This window comes from Cellulomonas chengniuliangii, from assembly GCF_024508335.1.
Lineage (GTDB): Bacteria > Actinomycetota > Actinomycetes > Actinomycetales > Cellulomonadaceae > Cellulomonas_A > Cellulomonas_A chengniuliangii.
Genome location: NZ_CP101988.1, coordinates 236,161 through 253,438 on the forward strand (window position 1 = coordinate 236,161; position 17,278 = coordinate 253,438).

A 17,278-nucleotide genomic window follows, 5' to 3' on the forward strand; every position below is an offset into this window, starting at 1 on the left:
CACCGCGCCAGGGCGCGCGCCCCTCTGGCCCGCGCCTGGGTCCGAGCGCGCGTCCGCGCGGCGTCATGGAGCAGCGTGATCGCGTGGCTGCTCGGGCTCTGGGGGATCGTCGAGCTCATCCGGTGGGGCAACCGCTGGTACATCGCCACGAGGTTCTTCGCGGACGCGACCGCCGATGCCGACTGGAGGTGGCGCTACGAGCTGCTCGACGACGCGCATGCCACGCTGGTGCGCGCACTAGTGATGCTGCTGGTGGCGGCAGCGTTCGCGGGCGTCGCCACGATGGCGCGCCGGTCGCTTCGAGGAGTCGGGCTGCCCGCCCGGTAGCCCTGCCAGTCCCCGCGAGGTGGCGGCGGCTCGGGCCGCGTCCACCTCGATCAGCGGTTGCCCGAGTGCCGGTCCAGGAACGCGTAGACCTCCGCGTCGTCCACCCCGGGGAACGTGCCCTGCGGCAGCGGGCTGAGCACCTGGGCGTGCATGCGCGCGCTGGGCCACGACTGGTCGGCCCACCGAGTGGCGAGCTCCGGGTCGGGGCGGCGGCAGCACGAGGCGTCGGGGCAGCGGGACGTGGTGCGCAGCGTGGTGTCCCGGCCGCGGAACCACTTGGCGTGCGCGAACGGGACGCCGACGGTGATGGAGAACTCGCCCGAGTCGGCGGTGCCCGTCTGAGCGGTGCACCAGAACGTGCCCGCGGGGGTGTCGGTGTACTGGTGGTACTCGGTGGTGCGGTCGCGGCTGGTCAGCGCCGCGCGGGCGGCCCACTGCCGGCACACGTGCTGGCCCTCGATCGCCCCTGTGGGGTCGGTGGCGAAGCCCACCCCGTCGTTCTCGTAGCCGCGGGTCAGCGCCCCCGCGTCGTCCACCCGCAGGAAGTGCACGGGCAGGCCGAGGCCGCTGGTGGCGAGGTTGGTGAACCGGTGCGCGGCGGCCTCGTGGGTCACGCCGAACGCGTCGCGGAAGTCCTCGATGGCCAGGTCCTTCGCCCGCTTGGCGGCGTTCAGGTGCTCGAGCGCCGCGGTGCGGGGCATGAGGCAGGCAGCGGCGAAGTACGTGATCTCGAGCCGCTGCCGCAGGAAGTCCGCGTACGACGCGGGGCGCGTGTGGCCGAGCACCCGGTGCGCTATCGCCTGCAGGGCGAGCGATCGCAGGCCGTGGCCGCCGGGGATCGACGCGGGCGGCAGGTAGATGCGGCCCGATGCCAGGTCGGTGACGGTGCGGGTCGAGTGCGGCAGGTCCGTGACGTGCAGGATCTCGAAGCCGAGCTGCTCGGCCATCCGCGCGACGGCGCGGTGGGTCAGGGCGCCCACGGTGTACCCGGCGGCGCGTGCCATCTGCTCGCCCACGGCGTCGATCTCCGGCAGGCAGTTGTCCTGCTCCTGCATCCACAGGCGCAGCTCGGTGTTCGCGCGGCGGGCCTCCTCGGGGGTGGCGATCGACTCGTTGACGCGGCGTGCGAGCTCGTCGTGCAGGCCGACCAGCGCCTCGAGGGCCTCGGTGGGCACCGAGCGGCCGGGGCGGACGGTGGGCAGCCCGAGGCCGCTGTACAGCGACGTGCGCTGCGCCCGGTCCAGGGCGATCTCCAGGGCCGCGCGCCGGTTGGGCGGCTCGGCGGCGAGCAGGTCGGCCAGATCGACGTCGAGGGCGGCGGCGATCTCCTGGAGCAGGGACAGCCGGGGCTCGCGGTGGCCGTTCTCGATCAGCGAGAGCTGGCTGGCGGCCGATCCGGTGGCCTGCGCGAGCTGGTCCAGGGTCAGGGACCGCTGGGCGCGGAAGTGGCGGATCCGCCGGCCCAGCGTGAGCAGGTCCCCGGTGCGGGGCTTGCCCGGGGGCTCGGCACGCGGTGAGACCGGGGGTCGAGGGCTCATCTCTTGACAGTAGCGAAAGATCGCCGGTTCTTGACCCCTTCGCCCGGTTGAAGACCGTCCGTACATCACTCAGGGTGGGAATTGCGAGGCCTACGGCCCCGCCCTCGACCGCCAAGGAGGCCGATCTCCCATGACCCTCACCGACCCCGCCCTCGCCAGCGCCAGCCGCGTCCGGCTCAGCGCCGCGACGTCCGCGGTCCCGTCCGGCGCCCTGCCGGCCACGACGCTGCGGATCGAGGCCGGCGCGCCGACAAGGCACGGCGCCCTGCTCGCCTGGGTGGCGCGCGTCGCCGCGTTGACCGAGCCGGACGCCGTCGTGTGGGTGGACGGATCCGCCGAGCAGCAGCAGGGCCTGATCGACCAGATGGTCGATGGCGGCACGCTCATCCCGCTGAACCCCGAGCTGCGGCCCGGGAGCTACCTCGCGCGATCCGACCCGAGCGACGTCGCCCGCGTCGAGGACCGGACCTTCATCTGCTCCGCCGACTCCGCCGACGCCGGCCCCACCAACAACTGGCGCGACCCGCGGGCGATGCGCGCCGAGCTGTCCGGGGTGTTCGCCGGCGCGATGCGCGGTCGAGTCATGTACGTCGTGCCGTTCTCGATGGGCGCCATCGGCGGCCCCATCTCGCAGATCGGCGTCGAGCTCACCGACTCCCCGTATGTCGTGGCGAGCATGGCCGTGATGACGCGGGTGGGCTCGGCCGTGCTCGACGAGCTCGGCGAGGACGGCGACTTCGTTCCGGCTGTGCACTCGGTCGGCGCGCCGCTGGTCGACCGCGACGGGGAGCCCGTCGCCGACGTGCCGTGGCCGTGCAACGCCACCAAGTACATCGTCCAGTTCCCGGAGACCCGCGAGATCTGGTCCTACGGGTCCGGGTACGGCGGCAACGCGCTGCTCGGCAAGAAGTGCTTCGCGCTGCGGATCGCCTCGGTGATGGCGCGCGACGAGGGTTGGCTCGCCGAGCACATGCTGGTGCTGCGTGTCACCGACCCGTCGGACCGGGTGTTCCACGTCGCGGCGGCCTTCCCGTCCGCCTGCGGCAAGACGAACCTCGCGATGCTGCGGCCCACGATCCCGGGCTGGGCCGTCGAGACCATCGGCGACGACATCGCGTGGATGCGGCCCGGCGGCCCGGGGACCGACGGCCGGCTGCGGGCGATCAACCCCGAGGCGGGCTTCTTCGGCGTCGCGCCCGGCACCGGGCCGGCGACGAACCCCACCGCGATCGAGATGCTGCGCTCCGACGTGATCTTCACCAACGTCGCGCTGACCGACGACGGCGACGTGTGGTGGGAGGGCCTCACCGAGGAGCCGCCCGCGCACCTGGTCGACTGGCGCGGGCAGGACTGGACGCCCGACGCCGGCACGCCCGCAGCGCACCCGAACTCGCGCTTCACGGTCGCGGCAGACCGGTGCCCGTCGATCGCCGACGACTGGGACTCGCCCGACGGCGTCGCCATCGACGCGATCCTGTTCGGCGGCCGCCGTGCCACCAACGTGCCCCTGGTGACCCAGGCGCGGGACTGGACCCACGGGGTGTTCATGGGCGCGACCATCTCCTCGGAGAAGACGGCCGCCGCCGAGGGGACGGTGGGCGAGCTGCGCCGCGACCCGTTCGCGATGCTGCCGTTCTGCGGCTACACGATGTCCGACCACTGGGGCCACTGGCTCGACCTGGGCGGGCGGCTCAGTGACGCGGGGGTCGAGCTGCCCGCGATCTTCCAGGTCAACTGGTTCCGCAAGGGCGAGGACGGTCGGTTCTTGTGGCCCGGCTTCGGGGAGAACTCCCGGGTGCTCGCGTGGGTGCTGGAGCGCGTCGCGGGGGAGGCCCAGGCCGTCGAGTCCCCGATCGGGCTGCTGCCCGCGCCCGGCGCCCTCGACGTGCACGGCCTCGACCTGCCCGCGGCTGACGTCGCCGCGCTGTTTGACGTCGACGCGGGCTCGTGGCTCGAGGAGTGCGACCTCACCGAGGAGTTCTTCGCGCGGTTCGGCGAGCGGCTGCCGGACGCGATGACCACCGAGCTCGATGCCCTGCGTGCGCGGCTCGGCGCCGTCTAGCACCAGGCATCGGGGCGGGGGGAGGTGGGCGGCGGCCCGGGGGAGCCGTCGCCCGCCTCGCGCCCGCTACCGTCGGACGCATGAGCACCCCCGCGCCGACCGCTGAGCCGGATCGTCCCGCCACCGCGCCCGACGGCCGCGACCTCGCCGGGCCGGTCGTGGAGTTGCGCCTGCTGTCCGCCGACGACGCCCCGGCCCTGTTCCGCGCGCTCGACGACGCACGGGTGTGGGCGTCCGGGTACAGCGGCGGCCCTGGGAACCGCCCGCCCAACATCGGCGGCGCCGAGCGGTGGATCTCCCGCATGCTGACCGTCCCCGGCCTCACGCCGTACGGGGTGCGCACGGTCGAGGCCTCCGAGCTGGGCCCGGCGGGGACGCTGGTCGGCACCAGCGCCCTGGGCGACGTCGACCTGCCCAACCGGCGCCTGCACCTGGGATGGACGGCGTACACGCCGGACGCGTGGTCGGGCCTGGTCAACCCCGCGTCCAAGCTGCTGCTGCTTCGGCACGCGTTCGTGGACTGCGGCATGCACCGGGTGAAGCTGCAGACGGACGCGATCAACCTGCGCTCGCAGGCGGCGATCGCGCGTCTGGGGGCGGTGCGCGAGGGCGTGCTGCGCCAGCACGTGCGTCGCGCCGACGGCACCTGGCGCGACACCGTCGTGTACTCGATCCTGGCGGACGAGTGGCCACGCGTGGAGGCGCGGCTGGAAGCACGCATCGCCGACTGACGGTCCACGCCAGCGGGCCGCGGACACCACCTCCGCCGCTGGCGCCTGCCGGTTAGGCTCCAGGACCGTGAAGATCCTCGTCATCGGCACCGGTGCCCGTGAGCACGCCCTCGTCCGCGCCCTGGCCGCAGACCCGCAGGTCACCGACCTGCACGCGGCTCCCGGCAACCCCGGCATCGGGGCCCTCGCGCAGCTGCACGCCGTGGACCCGGTGGACGGCGACGCCGTCGCGGCCCTCGCGACCAGCCTGGCCGCCGACCTGGTGGTCGTGGGTCCCGAGGCCCCACTGGTCGCCGGCGTGGCGGACGCGGTGCGCGCCGCGGGAATCCCCGTCTTCGGACCGAGCGCGGCGGCGGCCCGTCTCGAGGGGTCCAAGGCCTTCGCCAAGGAGGTCATGGCCGCCGCGGGGGTGCCCACCGCGGAGCCCCGCGTGGTCACGAACGCCGACGAGGCGGCCGCCGGGCTCGACGCCTTCGGCGCCCCGTACGTGGTCAAGGACGACGGGCTGGCCGCCGGCAAGGGCGTCGTGGTGACGTCCGACCGGGACGAGGCGCTGGCCCACGCGCTCGCGTGCCTGGACAAGCCCGACGGCCGGGTCGTCATCGAGGACTACCTGGACGGCCCCGAGGTCTCGCTGTTCGTGCTCTCCGACGGCTCGACCGTGGTTCCGCTGGTGCCCGCGCAGGACTTCAAGCGCGCGCTCGACGGCGACGAGGGCCCCAACACCGGCGGCATGGGGGCGTACTCGCCGCTGCCGTGGGCGCCCGAGGGGCTCGTCGAGGAGGTCGTGGCGACGGTCGCGCAGCCCACCATCGACGAGATGCGCCGCCGTGGGACCCCGTTCGTGGGCGTGCTGTACGTGGGCCTCGCGCTGACCTCGCGTGGCACCCGGGTGGTCGAGTTCAACGCCCGGTTCGGGGACCCCGAGACGCAGGTCGTGCTCGCGCGGCTCGCGACACCGCTCGCCGGGGTGCTCATGGCAGCCGCCACCGGCGCCCTCGACACCCTGCCACCGCTGCAGTGGCGCGACGAGGCGGCCGTGACCGTCGTGGTGGCCTCGCACGGCTACCCGGGGACGGTCAGGGCGGGCGACCCGATCAGCGGGGTCCAGGACGCCGAGGCGATCGACGGAGTCCACGTGCTGCACGCGGGCACCGCGCTCCGCCAGGCTCCCGCGGGGGACGACGACGCGGCCCTGCGCGAGGCGCAGCTCGTCGCGGCCGGGGGCAGGGTGCTCACCGTGGTGGGCGTCGGCGCCGACCTGGCCGCGGCTCGGGAGGCCGCGTACGCCGGCGTCGAGCAGATCGACCTGCCGGGGTCCCATCACCGCACCGACATCGCACGGGCCGCCGCGGGGCAGTGACGGCCGGACGCAGGGCGTGGTGACCGCCACACGAGACACCGGCCGGGCTCGGACACACGTTGCCGCGGACAAGCGGCCCGCGACGTGGTCCTCGCGCGGCACACTTGCCCTGTGACCCTCGCGCCTGACGCAGTGCCCGCTCAGCCGTTCGACCTGCCCGGGTGGGCCCACACCTACTCCGGCAAGGTGCGCGACCTGTACGCGCCCGACGACTCCGAGGCCGGGCGCGCGCTCGTCGCCGAGCACGGGGACGTGGTGCTGGTCGTGGCGAGCGACCGGGTCAGCGCCTTCGACCACGTGCTGAGCCCTGGCATCCCCGACAAGGGCGTGGTGCTCACCCAGCTCAGCCTGTGGTGGTTCGAGCAGCTCGCCGACCTCGTGCCCAACCACGTCGTCTCGACCGACGTGCCCGCCGCCGTGGCCGGGCGCGCGATGATCTGCCGCCGCCTGGAGATGTTCCCGGTGGAGTGCGTGGCGCGGGGCTACCTCACCGGGTCCGGGCTCGCGGAGTACCGGGTGGACGGCCGCGTGACCGGCATCGCGTTGCCGGAAGGGCTGGTGGACGGCTCACGGCTGCCCGAGCCGATCTTCACCCCCGCCACCAAGGCCGAGCTGGGCGAGCACGATGAGAACGTGCCGTTCGAGGCGGTGGCCGAGCAGATCGGGGCGGACGCCGCGGAGGTGCTGCGCGACCTGACGCTCGCGGTGTACGCGCGGGCCGAGGGGACCGCGCGGGAGCGCGGCGTGATCCTGGCGGACACCAAGCTCGAGTTCGGCGTGGACCCGGTGACGGGTGCGGTGACCCTCGGCGACGAGGTGCTGACCCCCGACTCGTCGCGGTTCTGGGCTGCTGACGGCTGGCGGCCCGGCACGTCGCAGCCGAGCTTCGACAAGCAGTTCGTGCGCGACTGGCTGGTCTCGGAGGCCTCCGGATGGGATCGCGCCGGGGACGCCCCGCCGCCGGCGCTGCCCGCCGACGTGGTCGAGCGGACCCGAGCCCGGTACCTGGAGGCCTACGAGCGGCTCACAGGGCGACCGCTGTTCTGAGCCGACGGTCGCCGAAACCGTGCGAGATGTGACGTAGCGCACGACCTTGGTCCTAGGGCACACTCGTTCCTGAGGTTAGCCTTACCTCATCGAAGCCGAACGCGGCTCTGCTCTGCCCCAGTGCGGCACGAGACGCGCGGCAACCCCAAAACGGATGGAGCCCACCCGTGCACGCACGCACGCGCAAGAGCCTGGCCGTCGCGGCCGGGACCGCAGCCCTCGCCCTCGGCCTCACCGCATGCGCGGGGGACGACGCGACGGCCGGGGCGACGGACGCCGGCGACGCCGCGAACGAGAGCATCACGATCACGTCCGCGTACGGCGACGCCGTGATCGAGGGCACCCCCGAGCGGGTCGTGGCCCTCGGCTGGGGCGCCGCTGACGTGGTGCTCTCCCTGGGTGTCGTGCCCGTGGGCGTCGAGGCCGACGCATGGGGCGGCGACGCGGAGGGCTACCAGCCCTGGTTCCGGGAGGCGGTCGAGGCCCAGGGCGCCGACCTGCCCGTCACCATCGACATGTACCCCGAGCTGGACGTCGAGAAGATCGTCTCGCTCGAGCCGGACGTCATCATCGCCCCGCAGTCGGGACTCACGCAGGACGCCTTCGACCAGCTCTCCGAGTTCGTGCCCGTCGTCGCGCACCCGGGTAGCGCGTGGGGCACCTCGGTCGAGGACCAGGTGAAGATCACGGCCGAGGCGCTCGGCAAGGAGGACAAGGTGCAGGGCGTCCTCGACGGGATGGCCGACGCCACCGAGTCCGCGGCCGGGGAGAACCCCGAGTTCGAGGGCGTCTCGTTCGCCTACGTCTACGGCGGCACGCAGGCCGGCTCGCTCGACGTCTACCTGCCCGGTGACACCCGGGTCGAGCTCCTCACCAAGCTCGGCCTCGAGCTCGCGCCCTCCGCGGCGAACCTGACCTCGCCGACCGGCGCGTTCACCGCGAGCCTCGGCCTCGAGAACGCCGACCAGCTCAACGACGCCGACGTGCTGTTCACCTGGTTCAACGACGAGGCCGAGCAGGCGACCACCGAGGCCCAGCCCTTGTGGTCCCAGATCGCCGCCGTGAAGCGCGGCTCCTACGTGGCGATGCTCGACCGCCAGCTCGGCATGGCCACCTCGGTGGCCTCGCCCCTGAGCATCCCGTGGGCGCTGGACCGCTACGTCCCGCTGATCTCGGACGCCGTGACGCACCTGTCCTGACCGTCGCACCCACCCGAGGGATCCCCGCATGACCGTCGTGGACCGCACGGCAGCGCGAGCCCCGCACGTCACCGACGTGCGGGGCTCCCGCACGCGCTCGTGGCGGCTCGGCGCCGGGCTCGTGGGCGCCGTCGCGCTGCTGGTGGTCGTCGCCGGGCTGAGCATCGCGGTGGGCTCCAAGTCGGTCCCGCTCGGCGAGGTGTGGCACGCGCTGCGGTTCCCCGACGACTCCTACGTCTCGGCCGTGGTCGACTCCCGCATCCCGCGCACGCTGCTCGGGCTGCTGGTGGGTGCCGCGCTCGCCGTGGCGGGCGCCGTGATCCAGGGCATCACCCGCAACCCGTTGGGCGACCCCGGCCTGCTGGGCGTCAACTCCGGCGCGGCGGCCTCCGTGGTCATCGTCACGGCGCTCGCCGGAGTCGGCGCGGGGCGCACGGTCTGGGCGGCAATCCCCGGCGCCGTGCTGGCGGCCGTGGCGGTCTACGCGATCGGCGCCAGCGGACGCGGCCCCACCGCCGTGCGGCTCATCCTGGCGGGCGCCGCCGTGACGGCGGTGCTGGTCGCGCTCGTCGAGGCGATCTCGCTGGCCAACCCCGAGGTCTTCGACTCCTACCGGTACTGGGTGGTCGGCTCCCTCGCGGGCCGTCCGCTGTCGGCCGTGGACGAGGTGCTGCCCGTCATCGCGGTCGCGCTCGTCATCGCGCTGCTGCTCTCCCGGGCGCTGAACGCGCTGGCGCTGGGCGACGAGGCGGCCACGTCGCTGGGACTGCGCGCCGGGCACACCCGGCTGCTCGGCGGCGCCGTGGCGACGGTCCTGACGGCGGCGTCCGTCGCGGCGGTCGGGCCCATCGCGTTCGTGGGGCTGGCGGTGCCGCACGTGGTCCGGGGCTTCACCGGCTCGGACCACCGGTGGCTGCTGCCGTTCTGCGTCGCGCTCGGGCCGGTGCTGCTGCTCGGCGCGGACATCCTGGGCCGGTTGATCGCGCGGCCCGGCGAGATCATGGTCGGCGCGGTGACCGCGTTCCTCGGCGCGCCGTTCCTCATCGCGGCCGTCCGCCGACGGGGGGCCGCGCTGTGACCGCCACGCTGACCCGCCCGGCGGCGCCCTCGGGTGACCACGTCCCCGTGCTGCGCCTGGGCGCCCTGGGCGCGCTGCACTGGCGTCGCCGGGCGGTGCTGGTCTGCCTCGCGATGCTGGCGGTGGGGCTGATCGCCTCGCTGCTCACCGTGACCGTCGGCGAGCTCGGCATCCCGCTGCGCGAGCTGCCGGACGTGCTGGCCGGGAACGGCAGCCGCGCCCAGGAGTGGGTGCTGCGCGCCAACCGGCTGCCGCGGTTGCTCGTCGGCGCCCTGGCCGGGGCCGCGTTCGGCGTCGCCGGGGCGATCTTCCAGAGCGTGACCCGCAACCCGCTGGGCAGCCCGGACGTGATCGGCCTGGGCGCCGGCGCCGCGGCGGGGGCTGCCGCGGCCGCGCTGGTGTGGCCCGGCATCGTGCCGGTCGCGGTGGGCGCGCTGATCGGAGCGGGGGTCGCGATCGGCGCCGTCTACGTGGGGTCCGGGCGCGGGTTCGCGGCGCCGTACCGGATGGTGGTGACCGGCATCGCCGTCGGGGCCATGGCCCTCGCGTTCGTGCAGCTGGCGTTGGCCCGGGCCACCCACGAGGACGCGTTCGCCATGTCCGCGTGGCTCAACGGCTCGCTGGCCTCGCGCCGGTGGAGCGACGTGACCCTCATCGCCGCGGCCCTGGTCGTGCTGATCCCGATGGCGCTGCTGCTCACCCGGCGGCTCCAGCTCGTGGAGATGGGCGACGACGCCGCCACCGGGCTCGGCGTGGACCCCACCCGGACCCGCAACCTCGCGGTCGGGGTCGCCGTGCTGCTGACCGCGGCCGCCGTCACGGTGAGCGGGCCGGTGGCGTTCGTCGCGCTCACCTCGCCGCAGATCGCCCGCCGCCTGACCCGCTCGACCGGCCCCGGCATGGTGGCCGCGGCATGCACCGGCGCCACCGTCCTGGTGGTCGCCGACCTGATCGCCCAGCGGCTGCCGTTCGGCGTGCAGTACCCCGTCGGGGTGGTGACCGCCGCGCTCGGCGGCGTCTACCTGGCCATCCTGTTGATCCGCGAGTGGAGAAGGGGTGCGGTGTGACCTCCGTGACCAGCTCGACCTCAGTCCCGACGCGCACGGACGGCGCGGGCCCCGCCGCCGCCTTCGCGGAGCCGCCGCTGCGCGCCGAGGGCCTCACGCTCGCGTACGACAAGACCGTGGTGGTCGAGGACCTCACGGTGTCGGTGCCCCGTGAGTCGTTCACCGTGATCATCGGCCCCAACGGCTGCGGCAAGTCGACGCTGCTGCGCGCGCTGGCCCGCACGATGGCGCCGCGCTCCGGCAGGGTGCTGCTCGACGGCGAGCCCATCACCGCGCTGCGCACCAAGCAGGTGGCCAAGCGCATCGCGCTGCTGCCGCAGAGCCCGATCGCCCCTGAGGCCATCACCGTGGGGGACCTGGTCGCGCGCGGCCGCTACCCCCACCAGGGGTTGCTGCGGCAGTGGTCGCCCGCCGACGAGGTCGCCGTGCGGGACGCCCTGGACGCCACCGAGGTCACCAGCCTGCGCGAGCGGCTGGTCAGCGAGCTGTCCGGCGGGCAGCGCCAGCGGGTGTGGCTGGCGATGGCGCTCGCGCAGCAGACCGACCTGCTGCTGCTCGACGAGCCCACGACGTTCCTCGACATCGCCCACCAGCTCGAGGTCATGGACCTGTGCGCGCACCTGCACGAGCAGGGCCGCACGCTGGTCGCCGTGCTGCACGACATCAACCAGGCCGCCCGCTACGCCACGCACCTGATCGCCATGAAGGGCGGCGCCGTCGTCGCCGAAGGAGCCCCGCAGGACGTCATCACGGCCGAGCGGATGGCCGATGTGTTCGGGCTCGCGTGCCGGGTGGTCCCCGACCCGGAGACCGGCACGCCCCTGGTCGTGCCGGCGCGGCGCGGCGGGCACATCCGGCACGCCTGACATCGACGCGGCCTAGGGTCGGAGGCCTACGGCGGGGGTCTGCTCCGACCCGGCTACTCGCAGGGCGTGCTCCCTGTCACGCGGTCACCTGGGCAGCGGTGACGCGCAGCATGGAGGGCTGTCGGCGCAGGAACTCCTCGACCGGCCAGCTCGTCATCCCGCCGACGCGCACGGACGCGATCGAGCCGTCGGCGGCACGCTCCAGGCGGATGAGCTCCCCGGAGCTGCCGAAGCCCGTCTGCGGGTGGACGCGCAGGGTGTCGGGGCCGACCACCTCGAGCTCCTCGAAGCCCTCCATCGGGTCGGCCGAGGACGGGTCCAGCGCGACGAGTCGCCCGCCCAGGACGGTCAGGTCGAGCAGGCCCCACAGGTTCGCGAAGCGTCCGGTGTACGACTCCAGCGGGGGCAGCACCCCGGCGGGGGCCGGTGGCGTGAAGCCGCGGCGCGGGGTCAGCGCGGCGTCGATGAGCTTGACCAGCGCGGTCGCGATCGGAGTGGCGGGGCCGTCCACCGCGTTGGTCAGGACGCTCACCACGAGCTTGTCCTTGGGGTCGATGTACGTGCGGGTGATGTGCCCCGGGTAGCCGCCGGAGTGCCCGATCAGGGGCCGGTCACCGATCTTCCGGACATCCATCCCCACCCCGTAGCGGCCGACCTCCTCCCCATACGAGGAGACGACGGACTCGAGCCGCTGCATGAGCCGCTTGGAGTCGTCGCTGAGCAGGCGGGTGTCGCCGAACCAGTGCGCCGCCCCGTACTCGGTGAGCTCGGCGGCAGTGGAGTAGAACCCGGTGGCGGCAGACATCACCCGGGTGTCCACGTGCTCGATGACCTGGCGCTCATGCGTGCCGAACAGCAGCGCGGTGTGCCCGCTGGCGTACTCGTCGGCCCGGGCGGGGTCGTACTCGGCGCCTGTGCGGGTCAGGCCGAGCGGCTCGATGATGTGGGTGCGGGTGTACTCGTCGAACGTCTGCCCGCTGGCGGCCTCGATGGCCAGGCCCAGCAGCGAGTACCCGACGTTCGAGTAGTGGAAGTGCTCGTTGCGGGCGTAGACGCGGCCGTCGGCCACGATGTCCGCGATGAGGGTCTCGCGGTCTGGGAACGGGTACGCGAGCTGCCAGAAGTCGGCGTGCACGCCGTCCCGGATCACGCCGGACTGGTGGCCCAGCAGCTCCCGGATGGTCGCCTCGGCGATCGGCGATCCAGCCTCCACGAGCTCGGGGACGTACTGGCCGATGGCGTCGTCGAGCCGGATCCTGCCCGCCTCGACGAGCTGCATCACCGAGGTGGCCGCGAACGTCTTGGAGTGCGACGCGATGCGGAACAGGTGGTCGGTGCGCAACGGGGTCCCGGCGACGGCGTCCGCGACGCCGACGGCCATGTCGAGCACGAGCTCGTCGTCCGAGCGGATCGCGACCTGCACGCCGGGCACCCGATGGTGCACGGCCTGCGTCTCGACGAACTGGGCGAGGTAGCCGGCAGCCGCACGGATCGTCTCGGTCTGGCTCATGGGATGCACACTCCGGAGTCTGGGGATGGTCGCTGACCTGACTGGCCGGCGGCCCTTGGGGTCGCGGACGTCGCGCAGGATGTCGCCGAGGGTAGTCATCGCCAGCACGGTCACGGTGCGGACGATGCTGTTCGATGGGTCCGTGATCCACACCACCGACGACGGGATGGCCGCCTCGCCGGTCCCGGTGCTGCTCGCCCGCGCGCGGCCGCTCGACACGACCGGCGATCCCGGCCTCGTGGACGTGCTGCTGCGGGAAGGGCGCGTCGCGGCCATCGGCCCCGCTGGCTCGCTCGACGCCTCGCTCAGCAGCGGCACGCGGGTCGAGCGCGTGGACCTGGACGGGCGCACCCTGATGCCGGGCCTGTGGGACGCGCACACCCACCTCACGCAGTGGGCGCTGGCCCGCGATCGGCTCGACGTGTCCGCCGCGACCTCCGCGGCCCACGCCGTGCGCCTGGTCGTGGGGCGCCTGGCGGACCGCCCGCCCCGGCCCGGGACGGCCCTGGTCGGCTACGGGTTCCGCGACGGTCTGTGGCCCGACGTGCCGACGGCCGCCCTGCTCGACGCGGCGGCCGGCGCCACGCCGGTCGTGCTGGTCTCCGGCGACCTGCACTGCGGCTGGCTGTCCACCGCGGGCCTCGCCTACCTGGGCGTGGGCGAGCACCCCACGGGAGTGCTCCGCGAGGACGAGTGGCTGCCCGTGATGGGCGAGGTCGACCGTGTGCCGGACGAGGTCGCCGACGCGCTCGTCGCCGAGGCCGTCAAGGACGCCGCGACGCTCGGGGTGGTCGGGGTCGTCGACCTGGAGATCGCCGACAACGTGGACGTGTGGCGTCGCCGGGCCGCCACGGCCGCACCCGCGGCCCGGATCCGCGCCGGGGTCTGGGAGGCGCACCTCGACCGCGTGCTGCGCGAGGGCCTGGTCGCCGGGGACCCGCTCACCCCCGACGGGCTCGTCACACAAGGACCGTTCAAGGTCATCACCGACGGCTCCCTCAACACCCGCACCGCCTTCTGCCACGACCCCTACCCGGGCGCGTCGGGCAGCCAGGCCCACGGCATCCTCGCCGCGCCGCCCGAGCGGCTCGTCCCGCTGCTCGAGCAGGTCACGCGTCACGGGCTGCGGGTCGCCGTGCACGCCATCGGCGACGCCGCGAACACCCTCGCCCTCGACGCGTTCGCCGCCACGGGCGCGCGCGGCGCCATCGAGCACGCGCAACTGCTCACCCCCGCCGACGTGCTCCGCTTCGCCGAGCTCGACATCGTGGCCAGCGTGCAGCCCGAGCACGCGATGGACGACCGCGACGTCGCCGACCGGCACTGGGCTGGCCGCACCGGCCGCGCGTTCCCGTTCGCCGCGTTGCACCGCGCCGGGGTGCGGCTGGCGCTCGGATCGGACGCGCCGGTGGCGCCCCTGGACCCGTGGACCGCGATCGACGCGGCGGTGGTCAGGGCCCGCGACGCGCGCGAGCCCTGGCACCCCGAGCAGTCCATCGACCTCGACGTGGCCCTCGCAGCCTCGGTCGACGAGCAGGCCCTCGGCCTGGCGGTCGGCGCCCCGGCCGACCTCGCGGTGCTCGACGAGGACCCCCACGCGCGGCTGCTCCGTGCCGGCCACGTGCGCGGGCTCCCGGTCGCCGGGACGCTCGTCGCCGGGGGGTGGGCCCACCGCGATCTGTGATCCGTGACCGGGCGACGGGCGTGCTGGAACGAGCCCGTGCCAGAGTGGGCTGAGCGACGAGCCGCCCAAGCGGCGGCTTCGCCCGGACGAGGGGGGTCATGGACGAGCTGCTGCTGACCAGGGCGCGGGTCGCCGGCGCCTCAGCCGACGGCGCCCGGGTGACCCGGCCGCACGGCGAGCCGGTGGATGTGCACGTGCGCGACGGGCGCGTCGTGGCGGTGGGCGCGGGGCTCGGGGCCACCGTGCGGCCGGCGGTGGAACGCGTCGACCTGGAGGGCCGGGTGGTGATCCCCGGGCTGTGGGACGCGCACGTCCACCTGGCCCAGTGGGCCCTGGCCCGTCGACGGCTGGACGTCTCCGACGCGGTCTCCGCGGCGAGCGCCGCCCAGCAGGTCACCACGCGCCTGTCGGCGGGCTTCGACGGCGAGGTGCTGGTGGGGTACGGGTTCCGGGACGGGCAGTGGCCCGACACGCCCGACGCCCGCCAGCTCGACGCCGCCGCCGTTCGCGCGGGCCGGCCCGGCACGCCCGTGGTGATCCTCGCCTCCGACCTGCACAGCGCGTGGCTGAACACCGCGGCGCTGAGCAGGTTCGGCGTGGAGGGCCACACTGACGGCGTGGTCCGGGAGGCCGACTGGCTCGGCGCCGGCGAGATCGTCAACCTCACTCCGGAGCCGCTGCTCGACTCGCTGGTCGACGAGGCCACCGCGGCGGCCGCCGCTCGGGGCGTCGTGGGGATCGTCGACTTCGACACCGCCGACAACCTCACCGCGTGGCGCCGCCGCATCGCCGCCGGGGCCACGGGGCTGCGGGTCGAGGCGTCGATGTGGCCCGGCCACCTGGACAGGGTCGTCAAGGAGGAGCTGCACAGCGGCGACGTCATCCTCGGCTCCGAGGGCCTGCTCACCATGGGGTCGCTCAAAGTCATCGTCGACGGCTCGCTCACCAACCGCAGCGCCTACTGCTTCGACCCGTACCCCGGGCTCGACGGCGCGCACGCGCGCGGGGTGCTGTCCCTCGGCCTCGACGAGCTCACCGTGCTGATGGCCCACGCGCACCGCAAAGGGCTGCGTTGCGCGGTCCACGCCATCGGGGACGCGGCGATCGCGATCGCCCTCGACGCCTTCGAGGCGAGCGGCGCCCGTGGCAGCGTCGAGCACGCGGAGCTCGTGGACACCGACGACGTCCACCGCTTCGCGGCCCTGGGCATCGTCGCCAGCGTGCAGCCCGAGCAGGCGATGGACGACAGGGACATCGCCGAGGCGGCGTGGGCGGGGCGCACCGACCGCGCCTTCCCCCTGGGGTCGCTCGCGGCGGCCGGGGTGCGGCTCGCGTTCGGGTCGGACGCGCCCGTCACGCCGCTGGACCCGTGGGCCGCAGTGTCCGCGGCGGTCACCCGGTCCCGGGACGGTCGCGAGCCCTGGCATCCCGAGCAGCGGCTCGACCTCGAGACAGCCCTCGGCGCGTCCGTGCGCTCGCAGGTGGCTCCCGGGCACGTCGCCGACCTGGCGGTGCTCGACGCGGACCCGTGGGCGGCCGCGGACCTGCGTGGCATGCCCGTCGCCGGCGCCCTGCTGGGCGGCCGGTGGACCTGGCGGGCCTGGTGAGCCGCCACCCCGCGCCGGCCCGTCCCGTGCCCGTCGCCCAGCCCGATCCTCGTCCCGAACCGGAGGCCGCCGTGCTCGACCCCCTCGCCCCCCACGCCGAGCCCGTGCCCGACGTGCCGGACCTCGCCGCCGGCGAGCCGATGCGCGCCGTGGTCGTCACCGAGCACGGGGCCGCGCCCTCGGTGGTCGAGTCGCCCCGACCGGCCTGCCCGCCGCACGGAGTGGTGGTGCGCGTGGCGGCCACCGGCGTGTGCCGCAGCGACTGGCACGGATGGCAGGGGCACGACCCCGACATCACCCTCCCGTACGTGCCCGGGCACGAGCTGGCGGGGACCGTGGTCGAGGCCGGGCCGGACGTGGTCGAGTGGACCGCGGGCGACGTGGTGACAGTCCCGTTCGTGTGCGCCTGCGGGGAGTGCGAGGCGTGCCTCGCCGGGGAGCAGCAGGTCTGCGAACGCCAGACCCAGCCCGGGTTCACGCAGGACGGCTCGTTCGCGCAGTACGTCGCGCTGGACCACGCCGACGTCAACCTGGTCCGCCTGCCCGCCGGGCTCTCGCCCGTGACCGCCGCGGCGCTGGGCTGCCGGTTCGCCACCGCCTACCGCGCGCTGACCGTGCACGGCAGGGTGCAGCCCGGCCAGTGGGTGGCCGTGCACGGCTGCGGCGGCGTGGGCCTGTCCGCGGTGATGATCGCCGTGGCCGCCGGCGCGCGGGTCGTGGCCGTGGACGTGTCCGCCGCGGCCCGGGACGCCGCCGCGCGGCTCGGCGCGGAGGTGGCCGTGGGGCCCGACGGCGCTGATGACGCCGACGCCGTCGCGCGGGCCGTGCGAGCCGTCACCGGCGGTGGGGCGCACGTCTCCCTCGACGCCCTCGGCTCCTCCGAGACGGCTCGGGCCTCCCTGCTGGGCCTGCGCCGCCGCGGGCGCCACGTGCAGGTGGGGCTGCTGCTCGACGGGCCCACGCCGCTGCCCATGGACCGCGTCGTGGCCTGGGAGCTCGAGCTTTACGGCAGCCACGGCATGGCCGCGCACGAGTACGCCGCGATGCTGGCCCGGGTGGTCGCCGGCGAGCTCGACCTCGACCGGCTGGTGGGCGCCGTCATCGGGCTGGACGAGGTCCCCGCCGCGCTCGCGGCGATGAGCGGGCCGCCCACGGGCGCGGGCATGACCGTCGCGGTGCCTTGAGGTTGGAGAGGTAGC

Annotated in this window: 14 protein-coding genes; 12 read left to right on the forward strand and 2 right to left on the reverse strand. The window is 74.7% G+C overall.

Annotated elements, in window-relative coordinates:
- The first annotated feature begins 75 nt into the window (after window positions 1–75).
- Entirely contained in the window at window positions 76–327 is a 252-nt protein-coding gene (locus NP064_RS01090; RefSeq protein ID WP_227568352.1) for a hypothetical protein, read from the forward strand.
- A 50-nt stretch (window positions 328–377) separates the two neighbouring features.
- On the opposite strand, the gene NP064_RS01095 is transcribed toward NP064_RS01090, so the two are convergent.
- Window positions 378–1,865 carry a helix-turn-helix transcriptional regulator gene (locus NP064_RS01095; protein ID WP_227568351.1) on the reverse strand — a complete coding sequence of 496 codons (1,488 nt, stop codon included), beginning with the start codon at window positions 1,863–1,865 and terminating at the stop codon, window positions 378–380.
- Window positions 1,866–1,995: 130 nt separating this feature from the next.
- Between NP064_RS01095 and NP064_RS01100 the strand changes: the two genes are divergently transcribed.
- The 8 genes from NP064_RS01100 (at window position 1,996) to NP064_RS01135 (ending at window position 11,278) form a co-directional block, all read left to right on the forward strand.
- Entirely contained in the window at window positions 1,996–3,927 is a 1,932-nt protein-coding gene (locus NP064_RS01100) for a phosphoenolpyruvate carboxykinase (GTP) (RefSeq protein WP_227568350.1), read from the forward strand.
- Between the two features lie 80 nt (window positions 3,928–4,007).
- Window positions 4,008–4,658 (forward strand): GNAT family N-acetyltransferase, encoded by a 651-nt coding sequence (locus NP064_RS01105; protein ID WP_227568349.1) that lies wholly within the window; start codon window positions 4,008–4,010, stop codon window positions 4,656–4,658.
- A gap of 67 nt (window positions 4,659–4,725) precedes the next feature.
- On the forward strand, window positions 4,726–6,021 hold the full coding sequence (purD, locus tag NP064_RS01110) for a phosphoribosylamine--glycine ligase (protein WP_227568348.1): 1,296 nt from the start codon (window positions 4,726–4,728) through the stop codon (window positions 6,019–6,021).
- Between the two features lie 111 nt (window positions 6,022–6,132).
- Entirely contained in the window at window positions 6,133–7,068 is a 936-nt protein-coding gene (locus tag NP064_RS01115; RefSeq protein WP_227568347.1) for a phosphoribosylaminoimidazolesuccinocarboxamide synthase, read from the forward strand.
- Between the two features lie 167 nt (window positions 7,069–7,235).
- On the forward strand, window positions 7,236–8,267 hold the full coding sequence (locus tag NP064_RS01120; protein ID WP_227568346.1) for an iron-siderophore ABC transporter substrate-binding protein: 1,032 nt from the start codon (window positions 7,236–7,238) through the stop codon (window positions 8,265–8,267).
- Between the two features lie 28 nt (window positions 8,268–8,295).
- Complete coding sequence (locus NP064_RS01125) at window positions 8,296–9,345, forward strand: FecCD family ABC transporter permease (RefSeq protein ID WP_227568345.1); 1,050 nt, start codon at window positions 8,296–8,298, stop codon at window positions 9,343–9,345.
- Complete coding sequence (locus NP064_RS01130) at window positions 9,342–10,412, forward strand: FecCD family ABC transporter permease (protein ID WP_227568344.1); 1,071 nt, start codon at window positions 9,342–9,344, stop codon at window positions 10,410–10,412. Before NP064_RS01125 ends, NP064_RS01130 begins: the two co-directional genes overlap by 4 nt.
- A gap of 5 nt (window positions 10,413–10,417) precedes the next feature.
- On the forward strand, window positions 10,418–11,278 hold the full coding sequence (locus NP064_RS01135) for an ABC transporter ATP-binding protein (protein WP_372456344.1): 861 nt from the start codon (window positions 10,418–10,420) through the stop codon (window positions 11,276–11,278).
- A 76-nt stretch (window positions 11,279–11,354) separates the two neighbouring features.
- Here the strand turns inward: NP064_RS01135 and NP064_RS01140 are convergent, their stop codons facing one another.
- Window positions 11,355–12,788 (reverse strand): serine hydrolase domain-containing protein, encoded by a 1,434-nt coding sequence (locus NP064_RS01140; RefSeq protein ID WP_227568343.1) that lies wholly within the window; start codon window positions 12,786–12,788, stop codon window positions 11,355–11,357.
- Window positions 12,789–12,954: 166 nt separating this feature from the next.
- Here NP064_RS01140 and NP064_RS01145 point away from each other — a divergent pair, with 166 nt between their 5' ends.
- The 3 genes from NP064_RS01145 (at window position 12,955) to NP064_RS01155 (ending at window position 17,263) form a co-directional block, all read left to right on the forward strand.
- Complete coding sequence (locus tag NP064_RS01145) at window positions 12,955–14,472, forward strand: amidohydrolase (RefSeq protein ID WP_227568496.1); 1,518 nt, start codon at window positions 12,955–12,957, stop codon at window positions 14,470–14,472.
- A 98-nt stretch (window positions 14,473–14,570) separates the two neighbouring features.
- Window positions 14,571–16,079 (forward strand): amidohydrolase, encoded by a 1,509-nt coding sequence (locus NP064_RS01150; protein ID WP_227568342.1) that lies wholly within the window; start codon window positions 14,571–14,573, stop codon window positions 16,077–16,079.
- Between the two features lie 140 nt (window positions 16,080–16,219).
- Window positions 16,220–17,263: an alcohol dehydrogenase catalytic domain-containing protein gene (locus NP064_RS01155; protein ID WP_227568495.1), complete on the forward strand. Its 1,044-nt coding sequence runs from the start codon at window positions 16,220–16,222 to the stop codon at window positions 17,261–17,263.
- Window positions 17,264–17,278: the final 15 nt, after the last annotated feature.

What these genes read in the sequence shown, in the direction of transcription:
- NP064_RS01155 (WP_227568495.1), top strand. Translation starts at nt 16,220, where the DNA reads ATGCGCGCCGTGGTCGTCACCGAGCACGGGGCCGCGCCCTCGGTGGTC.
- NP064_RS01150 (WP_227568342.1), top strand. Translation starts at nt 14,571, where the DNA reads ATGGACGAGCTGCTGCTGACCAGGGCGCGGGTCGCCGGCGCCTCAGCC.
- NP064_RS01095 (WP_227568351.1), bottom strand. Translation starts at nt 1,865, where the DNA reads ATGAGCCCTCGACCCCCGGTCTCACCGCGTGCCGAGCCCCCGGGCAAG.
- NP064_RS01140 (WP_227568343.1), bottom strand. Translation starts at nt 12,788, where the DNA reads ATGAGCCAGACCGAGACGATCCGTGCGGCTGCCGGCTACCTCGCCCAG.
- NP064_RS01105 (WP_227568349.1), top strand. Translation starts at nt 4,008, where the DNA reads ATGAGCACCCCCGCGCCGACCGCTGAGCCGGATCGTCCCGCCACCGCG.
- NP064_RS01100 (WP_227568350.1), top strand. Translation starts at nt 1,996, where the DNA reads ATGACCCTCACCGACCCCGCCCTCGCCAGCGCCAGCCGCGTCCGGCTC.
- NP064_RS01125 (WP_227568345.1), top strand. Translation starts at nt 8,296, where the DNA reads ATGACCGTCGTGGACCGCACGGCAGCGCGAGCCCCGCACGTCACCGAC.
- NP064_RS01145 (WP_227568496.1), top strand. Translation starts at nt 12,955, where the DNA reads ATGGCCGCCTCGCCGGTCCCGGTGCTGCTCGCCCGCGCGCGGCCGCTC.